This window comes from [Clostridium] aminophilum DSM 10710 (assembly GCF_000711825.1).
Lineage (GTDB): Bacteria > Bacillota > Clostridia > Lachnospirales > Lachnospiraceae > Clostridium_R > Clostridium_R aminophilum.
This window is the reverse complement of the sequence record NZ_JONJ01000028.1, coordinates 1-10,564: the sequence shown is the minus strand read 5'-3', so window position 1 is coordinate 10,564 and position 10,564 is coordinate 1. Positions and strand designations below refer to the sequence as shown.

Annotated in this window: 6 protein-coding genes and 1 pseudogene; 5 read left to right on the top strand and 2 right to left on the bottom strand. The window is 44.5% G+C overall.

The window, feature by feature from the left end; genetic code table 11:
- Window positions 1–48: 48 nt before the first annotated feature.
- From BR86_RS0113410 to BR86_RS0113400, 3 genes are all read left to right on the top strand, one after another.
- On the top strand, window positions 49–1,677 hold the full coding sequence (locus tag BR86_RS0113410) for a hypothetical protein (protein ID WP_075034497.1): 1,629 nt from the start codon (window positions 49–51) through the stop codon (window positions 1,675–1,677).
- A gap of 463 nt (window positions 1,678–2,140) precedes the next feature.
- On the top strand, window positions 2,141–3,373 hold the full coding sequence (locus BR86_RS0113405) for an ATP-binding protein (protein WP_031474724.1): 1,233 nt from the start codon (window positions 2,141–2,143) through the stop codon (window positions 3,371–3,373).
- A gap of 400 nt (window positions 3,374–3,773) precedes the next feature.
- A complete protein-coding gene (locus BR86_RS0113400; RefSeq protein ID WP_031474722.1) occupies window positions 3,774–4,943 on the top strand; it encodes an ATP-binding protein in 1,170 nt (389 codons plus the stop codon).
- Between the two features lie 310 nt (window positions 4,944–5,253).
- On the opposite strand, the gene BR86_RS0113395 is transcribed toward BR86_RS0113400, so the two are convergent.
- A complete protein-coding gene (locus tag BR86_RS0113395; protein ID WP_031474720.1) occupies window positions 5,254–6,654 on the bottom strand; it encodes an ATP-binding protein in 1,401 nt (466 codons plus the stop codon).
- Window positions 6,655–6,845: 191 nt separating this feature from the next.
- On the opposite strand from BR86_RS0113395, the pseudogene BR86_RS16455 reads away from it, so the two are divergent.
- Window positions 6,846–6,956, top strand: a pseudogene (locus BR86_RS16455) (hypothetical protein); the annotation flags it as partial.
- Window positions 6,945–8,333, top strand: a complete 1,389-nt coding sequence (locus BR86_RS0113390) for a hypothetical protein (RefSeq protein WP_051684823.1) — start codon at window positions 6,945–6,947, stop codon at window positions 8,331–8,333. The pseudogene BR86_RS16455 and the gene BR86_RS0113390, both read left to right, overlap by 12 nt.
- A 234-nt stretch (window positions 8,334–8,567) precedes the next feature.
- Here BR86_RS0113390 and BR86_RS0113385 read toward each other — a convergent pair whose 3' ends face one another.
- Window positions 8,568–10,340 (bottom strand): hypothetical protein, encoded by a 1,773-nt coding sequence (locus tag BR86_RS0113385; protein WP_075034499.1) that lies wholly within the window; start codon window positions 10,338–10,340, stop codon window positions 8,568–8,570.
- Window positions 10,341–10,564 lie beyond the last annotated feature (224 nt).

Here is a 10,564-nt window from a genome sequence, read left to right as displayed (position 1 = left end):
GAGAAAAAGCATTTACAAAAACACAAAGGAAAAAGGAGTGTGCATTAAATGAGAAAGCAGACTAAATATGTTGCAGTTCTTTCTGCAGCAGCTCTTCTTGCTATGGGCGCATCTATGACATCCTTCGCCGCTGGTTGGGAGAAGGACGAAGCAGGTGCATGGCACTATTATGACAAAGACGACGACATGGTAACCAATCAGTGGGAGAAGGACGGCGGCAAGTGGTTCTACCTCGATGATGACGGCAACATGGCAACCAATCAGTGGGTTGAGTCTGACTACTATGTAGGCGAAGACGGCGCAATGATCACCAACGGATGGGTTAAGACTCTGGCTGATGATGAGGACGTAGACAGCCCGGAAGATACCGGTGAGCACTGGTACTACTTCAACGCTAAGGGTAAGAAGGTTACTGCTTCCAAGAAGACCATCGGCGGCAAGACATACCACTTCGATGATGATGGTCAGATGCTTTCCGGTTGGCAGGATAGCGGTGACAATGTATACTACCTTGGCGGTGAGGACGAAGGTTGGGAGACCAAAAATCAGTGGAGATGGCTTGAGAAATCCAGCCTCGATGATGACACTGATGACGATGTGACCGGTAAAGCTGTTCTTGGTTGCACCGATGATGATAGCGACAATTGTGATGATGAGGGTTGGTACTGGTTCGATGCTTCCGGCAAACTCTATCACAAGGCAGGCATGAAGACCATCAAGGGCAAGAAGTTCATGTTCAACGAGCATGGTCAGATGCTCTATGAGTGGGTATACGGAAATAAGATTACGAAAGGATCTCATGCTCAGCTTGACAGCGAAGATCTTAAGGGTGCTGCAACAGTTGGAAACATGATGTGGTTCCAGGAGAACGGTGACGGCGCAAACAACGGTGCTCGTTACAAGGGTTGGCAGTACATCTCCGGTTCTGAAGCTTTAGGAAAAGACGGAGATACCAACTGGTACTACTTTAAGGATGGTAAGCCGAAGTTTGCGGATAAGACAAATGATCTTACCGACGGCGGCGATGCTATCTACAGAAAGAAAGAGAAGATCTCCTGGGATGGCAAGACAGGTACATTCTGTTTTGACCAGTATGGTAAGATGAAGACCGGTCTTCAGTACATCGAAGGCAAGACATACTTCTTCAACGATGACGGTTATATGCAGACTGGTAAGGTATCCAATGTTGAAGAGGCGGATGGAGATACATTCAACTATTACTTCAACAATAAGAATTCCGGCAAGGGTCAGGGATTTACCGGTGAGAAGGACGGCTATCTGTACTTCATGGGTAAGAGACTTGAGGCTGATGACGATTACAGAGTATTTGCTGTAAACGGCAAGCAGTATGTTGTTAACAACAAGGGTAAACTTCAGAAGACCTTCAAGAAGAAAGACCTTGAACTTGCTGATGGTACCGTAGCAGAGGATGTAACTCTTGATCCGAGCAAGAAGAAATATGCTCTTGAGACTGAACTGACAGAGGACGTAGCTCTTCCGCACATCCAGCTTGATGATACCGATCAGATGATCGTTGGCCTTCCGGGTGGTGATGCTGTTATTATTAGTGATGCAGATACAGAAAAGCTCAAGGGAATCGACTTCTTGACTGTAGAAGTTGCCAAGGATAAGGAAGTTGATCTTTCAAAGTATGAGAACAACAAAAACAAGAATTAATTTATAAGTATTCTAGTCTATTGAATGATGGGGGCCCCGCTTCGGTGGGGCTCCTTTTTGCGTTTCTGCCTAAACTTGTATGTTCATCTTTTTTGAATTGTTCGATATATGACAAAAGTGAATTTTGTTCAGCATCCGGTATTGACACATCAGCTGAGTTGGTCAAGTGTTGTTTAGCACTATCGAAATACAAAATGAATTACATCTTCTAACTCGATAGAATGCAAAAAAAACACTATGTCATTTCTGATATAAAGGTCCTTTGTGTTTTGGCAATGCTTTTTTTATCGAAATGGTAAGCTGGATTCGGAACTGAGCGAACAAATCGTACGGTCGTAAGGATCAGGATAACACAATGGCAACAAAACTAAAATTGAACTTTAGATTTGTCGCCGCTTTGCTTGACAAAACACAATAACACGACTAAACTAAAATTAGATTTTGATTTGGTCGGAGGTATGATATGGCGTATATCGAGAGAGCAATCACTGATATCGTAAAAAAGAGGGTATCCACAAGCAAATGTTTACTTCTCACGGGGGCCAGACAGGTGGGGAAATCCACACTTTTGAAGAGACAATTTGCTGAGTACAACAGAGTGACTTTTGATGACAAAATGACACGACTTCAGGCAAAAGAGGAACCGAAGCTTTTCTTTTTAAATAATCCGAGACCGCTTTTTATTGATGAAGTTCAAAAGGAAAACAGCATTTTAGAAGATATAAAGGTTCTGGTCGATGAGTCTGATGCACGAGGACAGTTTATCTTTTCCGGCTCTCAGAAATTGGAACTAATGAAAGGAATGAGCGAGTCACTTGCAGGAAGGGTCTCGGTGATGGAGCTTTCCGGATTGTCACTCAGAGAGATTCATCGTATTAAATTCAACCATCATTTTGTGCCGACGGAGCAGTATATTTCAGAAAGGGAAAAAGAACTGACAGAGTATCCTGATATCTGGGAATTCATTCACAAGGGGGCATATCCGGAATTGTATGACGTTGAGCGGGACTGGCAGGATTTCTATTCTTCTTATGTGGATACCTATATAGAACGGGATATTCACGAATTGATTACAGCAGACAGTATAACGTTTTTGAAATTCCTAACAGCAGTTGCAGCCAGAACCGGAGAAATTCTGAATTACGCAAATATTGCCGGCGATGTAGGCGTATCCGAACCCACGGTAAAAAGCTGGATATCTATTTTGGAACGGACAGGGATCGTGTATCTGCTTCAGCCATACAGCGCCGGCGTATTGAATCGAGCAATCCGAAAACCCAAAATCTATTTCCGGGATACAGGACTCGCATGTTATCTGACACGGTGGCTCACATCGGACACCTTAAAAAACAGCGCGGTCGCCGGAAATATGTTTGAAACGTATGTGATATCAGAGATTATAAAATCATTTTCGAATGAAGGAATCGATTATCGATTCTGCATTTTCTATTACAGAGGAAAAGACAAGCGTACAACAGGAGAAAATGAGATTGATCTCATCATCGAAGAAAACGGGATACTTTATCCGGTTGAAATCAAAATGACAGGAAATCCCAAGGCACAGATGGGAGGGACCAATGTTGTTCTGGACAAAATTCCAGACAAGAAGCGGGGAATGGGCGTTATTTTATGCCTGATCGATAAAAAAACTTTCCTGAGAGAGAATCTGATTGCATTGCCGTTGAAATATGTTTAATGGATAACCACCTCGGATATGAAAATCCGAACGCGCAGTTTCAGCCCACGTTAGTGATTTCTCTTAATATGCTGAACTGAGTCAGTTTTTTACAGCGGAGGAAGTGGTGCTGTAACTTAATCCCAGTGCTTTGGCAGTTCGCTTGATATCTATAATTGGATGTTGCTTCAGATAATCAAACAAGCGGCGTGTGTTGTTTACTTGCGGTGTTTCTGGAATGATCACAGTATTTTTTTCGTGAATTGAATTCATAGTATCAGCACAAATAACTGGTTGTAAGCTTTCCTCTTTCAATATATAATAAATATATGAAAAATTTTTCGGTATTTGTCGTTATCAATCGAAAATAATCGGTCAATGCTTAAATAAAACAGTATCTATCGTAAAGGAGCGCACTCATATGAATAAACCCAATCCATACCGCCCTGGAGCGGGCCTCATGCCGGTATATCTGGCCGGAAGAACCGAAGAGATCCTTCATGCGGAAATGCTGTTGGATGCGCTTATCTCCGATATCCCGACGCAGTCCGTGATCTACTCGGGGCTTCGCGGAGTTGGCAAAACGGTTCTTCTCAATACCATTGAAGAAAAGGCCGAAGCCAGAGGAATCTATCATGTTCATTTTGAGGTTGATGCCAAGAGCGACTTCATTGTTCTGATCAATAATGCAGTCAAAAAGATCGCACGGTCTATCTCCGCCAAGGTCGTGATGCAGGATGTGGTTCAGAATCTTCTGGACGCGTTGAAATCACTGATTGTCTCGTTTAATCCGGGCGACGGCACCATTTCGCTCTCTGCGCAGGAAAAGGCGTTTTATCTTTCGGACAGTCTGACTGCCACACTGACCGATGTATTCGTTTCGCTCGGAGAAATGGCAAAAAGGGCAAACGTACACATATGTTTTTTCGTGGACGAGATTCAGTTTATGAAATCCGAGGAATTATCCGCATTGATCGCAGCGCTTCATCGTTCCAATCAGCTCGGCCATCCGATCATGCTCGTCGGCACCGGACTTCCAAAGATTCTGAAATCTCTTGGGGATGCCAAGTCCTATTCTGAGCGGCTTTTTGAATACCATACCATCGGCTCTCTCGATGACGAGAGCGCAAAGAATGCCATTACGGAACCGGCAAAGAAGCTGGGGGTATCGTATACCGACGAAGCGATCGAACTGATCCTCGCGAAGACCGGGAACTATCCGTATTTTATTCAGCAGTTTTGCAAGATTATCTGGGAACGAAGCGATCAGGATGTGATCGATGCAGAGATGGTGGAGCAGACGGAAAAAGAGTATCTTAAGCAGTTGGACGAGGGATTTTTCCGCGTCCGATATGAACGCTGCACAGAAAACGAAAAGAACTTTATCCGCGCCATGGTGGAATGCGGCGAGCTCCCGTGCACGATCGCAAATGTTGCAAAAAAGCTGGGAACCCGTGTCCAGTCCGTTTCTCCGGTGCGGGCCCAGCTGATCAATAAAGGAATTATCTATGCTGTCCGCCATTCCGAATTGGACTTTACGGTGCCGGCATTTGATCAGTTTTTGAAGAGGGAATTAGATTTGGATGAATAATGGAAGGATGGCTCTTTGCCCAAGGAAGAAAACTTATTTAAGTAATGTGTTATCGATAAGTTGCCATAGGGTTTCACCGTGTCGTTTTTTTTGCTCGGCCAGAACCGAATCGGTCACGACCGAGTATCTGTCTGTCACAACTATCAACGAAGAAATTGCACTATAGGTCATTGGTTCATTGAAAAGTAGGTCGCTTGTGGTCAGAATGACCACAAGTTGAATGAGATTGATTTGAAGATAATTTCTGGTCCAGTGGACCAGAAGTTATTTTGCTATATGAGCCGTAAAAAAGACAATATAGGTCCGATGTTTAAATCGTGAAAGATGAAGTGTTTACAAAAAGTTTTTCAAGTTCAATCTGTTGTACCTTGTCTGGCGCCTCTTCAACAAATCCCGATCTTGAGAAGAAGACGTACCGGTAGCAATTGAGATTCGTTGCCTCCACCTGGCGGATCTCTTCGTCGATCACTTCTTTCGAAAGCTTCTTTTTTCGGAATTTGACCTCGTAAAAGATGTATCCCTTTTCATCGAGCGTAACAACGTCAAATTCGCCATTTGTATGGTTCTTCGGATCGTCATAATAATATTTCCCGATTTTTTCGATCACCGGGTCAATCTTTCCGAGACGATTTTGCCGGATCAGATACTGCCGGCAGATTTCTTCAAATTTTCGGGGAACATAGCTCTCCTCGAAGTCATTGGCGATATACTTGTCGTAGAAAACATCCGGATCCATGATTTTCATCTGAGAGGAATACTTGAAAATATACCGGAAGTAAAACAGAGACAAATTATCACAGATATAGTATCCTGCCTTCTTTTTATTGGTTTCGTCATTGATGGGTGCCTTCTTTTCCACAACTTCCATCCGGATCAGTTTTCCGAGTATGTCCACCAGTGTCGGACCGCTGGAAACATGGGACTGCGACAGGATATCACTGTACCTTGAGAAGCCCCGGGCCAGCGCCTCAAACACTTCATTCGCATTGACGATCTTCGAGATTTCCGCATTCAGGTACATGGAAACCTCATTTTCCAGGCGTGCCCCCGGTGAAGCAATCAGATCGATGATATTGTCCCGGACGCTTTTTTTATCGTTGATCAGCCGGTTAAAATACGGAATTCCGCCAAATACCGAATAAATCCGGACTTTGTCTTCGGCCGAAAAGGCCGGATAAAACAGTGCCGATTCATAATAATCCATCTGCTTGAGGTCAATGACGAGGTCCACACGGCCAAATAAGGGATTGGAATGCTCGATCAGAGATTTCATGATATCGACATAGGATCCCAAAATAACAAGCTTCAGTTTCGTATTGTCACGATATTTATCCACCAGTGCCTGAAGGATACTGTCCAGACCTTTGACATTTTCCCGAAGATACGGGTATTCATCCAGTACGAGAATGAGATTCTCATCCGTGGAAAGTGAGAAAATATAGTCGATCAGCGGTTCGATCGATTGGTATCCCAGTTTCGGCAGCTTCAGATTTTCCGAAAGAACCTCGCAAATCCCCTGCACGTTGCTTTCTTCCGTGACCTGCTTACATTCATAGTAAATACTCTTTGTCTGTAATTCTTTGATCGCCTGCTTGACAAGCTCACTTTTTCCGACCCTGCGTCTTCCAAAAATCAGCGTCATCCGCATCTCATCCGAGGACAGTTCTCTCTTCAGTTTCGTCAGTTCCGCTACTCTTCCAATGAATTCCATTTTATTCGATTCCTTTCGACTCGGTCGTTATCGAGTTAATTTGATTATATTCGAAAGAAATCGAAATGTAAAGTTTTACTCGATTCAAAACGAGTCGGCTACATTTGAGTGAATTCCGGCTTGTTTTTTCAGTATCCGGTCGATCTTCCTGGGCCGAATCCATCGTGTGGTAAGACAGCACCAATGAGCGGAAGAAGGACGGTAGCAAGTGGTTCTACCTCGATGATGACGGCGCTATGGTTACGGATCAGTGGGTTGAGGACGACTACTATGTAGGTGAAGATGGCGCTATGATCACTAACGGCTGGGTTAAGGCTCTGGCTGATGATGACGATGTTGACAGCCCGGAAGATACCGGTGAACACTGGTATTACTTCAACGCTAAGGGTAAGAAGGTTACTTCTTCCAAGAAGACCATCGGCGGCAAGACATACCACTTCGATGAGGATGGTAAGATGCTTTCCGGTTGGCAGCAGTCCAATGATACCGTTTACTATCTTGGAACTGCGGACGAAGGTTGGGAGACCAGAAACCAGTGGAGATGGCTCCAGAAGCCGGGTATCGATGACGATGACGATGTAACTGGTATTCGCGTTCTTGAATGTACAGAAGATGATGACTGTGATGATGAGGGCTGGTACTGGTTCGATAACTCCGGTAAGCTGTATCACAAGAACGGCATTAAGACCATCAAGGACAAGAAGTTCATCTTCAACGAGCATGGTCAGATGCTTTACGAGTGGATTAACAATTCCAAGGTTACGGTTGGCTCTTATGCTCAGCTCGATGGTCAGAGCACAGCAGGTGAGTCCTCCCTCACCGACATGGTATGGTACAAAGAGAACGGTGACGACGCTGACAGCGGTTCCAGATACAAGGGCTGGCAGTATATCTCCGGTTCTGAGGATGTAGGTACCGATGGTGACACCAACTGGTACTACTTCAAGGATGGTAAGGCTAAGCACGCCGAGGAAGAGGATTGGAACCAGCTCACTGATGACAACAAACCGGTTTACAGAAAGAAAGAAAAGCTCTCCTGGAACGGCAAGTCCGGCACATTCTGCTTCGACCAGAACGGTAAGATGAAGACCGGTCTTCAGTACATCGCTGGTAAGACCTATTTCTTCAGCAATGACGGTTACATGCAGACCGGTAAGGTTTCCAACGTAGAAGAGGCTGACGGTGATTCCTTCAGCTATTACTTCAACACCAAGAACTCCGGCAAGGGTCAGGGTTATACCGGTGAGAAGGACGGATATCTGTACTTCAACGGTAAGAGACTGGAAGCCGACGACGATTACAGAATCTACTATGTAAACGGCAACTACTATGTAGTTAACAACAAGGGTAAACTTCAGAAGACCTTCAAGAAGAAAGATCTTGAGCTTCCGGACGGTGTCGTTCAGGAAGATGTAACCATCTCTTCCATCGCGAAGAAGACATACAAGATCGCTGCTGATGCAACCATCACATCCGATAGTTTCACTGCAACTCTTGATGAAGTAGCTGCAGCTCCGCACATCCAGCTCGATGACACTGACAACATGATCATCCCGGATGTTGATGGCGGCAACTATGTCATGACTGCTGATGATTTCAAGAGCAATGACTTCCTGCTTTGGGACTCTGTGAAGGATCTTTCTAAAACCTTCACAGAAGATACAACAGAGAAAGAGTAATAAGTCCTAAGATTGGTTTCTGTTGAGACTGATTAAATACTTCGGGGAGTCCCACTTCGGTGGGGCTCCTTTTTGAATACTTCCATTTTTTTTTGGAGAATTGCAACGGTCGTGGAACGCGGTATGTTAGATTAAAAGAAGAAATACGAAAAAAGAGGAGCCGCATCATATTGTGATATATGATGCGACTTCTCCTTAAATCTTAGAGTCCAAGATTAACAGAAGCTTAAGGAATTACTCCTTTCCTTCATCGTTATTCTCTTCATCTTCCTCAACAAACTTATTCATTGTGAGGTAATCTTCACCCTCAAGAGTAGCAGTTGCTTCCGGAGACAGAACCTGTCCCTTAGTATCATTAGCATCCTTATCAAAGTTGAGCAGTTTCGGGATGATGTAGTTATCGGTATCTTCGAGCTGGATGTGCGGAACACAAGCAACGTCCCTTAACACTCCGACATACTCGTAAGAACCATCTTTCTTATCCTTGTTGCTTTCAACCGTAGTTGTCCCATCACTGAGCTTATAGGTCTTACCAATCTTACCGTCTTTTCCGATAGTTACATTCTCTTTAACACCATCCGGAGTCTCAAGATCTTTGTTCTTTAATGTCTTCTGGCACTTACCCTTGTTGTTTACAACGTAGTAACTTCCATCAACGAAGAATACCTTGTAATCATCATCCGCTTCGAGTCTCTTACCGTTGAAGTACAGATAACCGTCCTTCTCACCGGTGTAACCCTGACCCTTGCCAGAATTCTTGGTGTTGAAGTAATAGTTGAATGTATCACCATCAGCCTCTTCAACATTTGCTACCTTACCGGTCTGCATATAACCGTCATCATTGAAGTAATATGTATGGCCATCGATGTACTGAAGTCCAGTCTTCATCTTACCGTAATCATCGAAGCAGAAGGTACCGGTCTTGCCATCCCAAGAGAGCTTCTCTTTCTTTCTTGCGAGAAGATTCGGAATGGTTTTTTCCTTGTCTTTGAAACCATCACGAAGACCGTTCAGATCCTTAGATGTATCTGCGTGCTTAGCCTTACCATCTTTGAAGTAGTACCAGTTGGTATCGCCATCCTTTCCTACGTCCTGAGAACCAGCGATATACTGCCAACCCTTGTATCTGGAACCGCTGTCAGCATCGTCGCCGTTCTCCTTGAACCACAGCATTTCACCGATGGTTGCAGCTCTGTCGTCTTCCGAGAGGTTACCATCCAGCTGAGCGTTGGAAGAATGTGTAAGAGTCGTGTTGGTATTAATCCACTCATAGAGCATCTGACCGTGGTCGTTGAAACGGAACTTCTTGCCTTTGATGGTCTTGAGAGCATTTTTGTGGTATACCTTACCAGCGCTGTCGAACCAATACCAACCCTCGTCATCACAGGTATCTGTATCAGCATCTGTACAACCAAGAACACCTGTCTGGCTCAGAGTCTCGTCGCCGTCATCGTCGTCAGCGAGACCGGACTTTTCAAGCCACAGCCACTGATTCTTTGCTGCCCAACCTTCATCTTCACCACCGAGGTAGTATGCTTCACCGTCTTTGAACTCATGCCAACCGGTGTACATCTTACCATCGTTATCGAAGTAATAGGTCTTTCCACCGATGGTCTTCTTTGCATAGTCGCCATTTGTAGCAGAAACTTTCTTACCCTTAGCGCCGAAGTAGTACCAATGCTCACCATTCTCATCTGGGCTGTCAAGGTCCTCATCATCAGCCAGAGTCTTAACCCAACCGTTGGTGACCATTGCGCCGTCTTCGCCTACATAGTAGTCATCCTCAACCCACTGATTGGTAGCCATGTTGCCGTCATCATCGAGGTAGAACCACTTGCCGCCGTCCTTTTCCCACTGATTGGTAACCATGTCGTCGTCTTTGTCATAATAGTGCCATGCACCTGCCTCGTCCTTCTCCCAACCAGCGGCGAAGGATGTCATAGATGCGCCCATAGCAAGAAGAGCTGCTGCAGAAAGAACTGCAACATATTTAGTCTGCTTTCTCATTTAATGCACACTCCTTTTTCCTTTGTGTTTTGTGTAAATGCTTTTTCTAAAAATGCAGATAAAAGTGAAACTATGGTTGACAATATGTTCTATACAACATATTATTGAATTAGGAGAAGGAGTAAATATGTTCGAAGTTGAATTCTATGATACAAAGGATGGTTATTGTCCAGTTCGTGAATTTCTGAATTCATTGGAACCCAAAATGTTGGCGAAGACGCTCC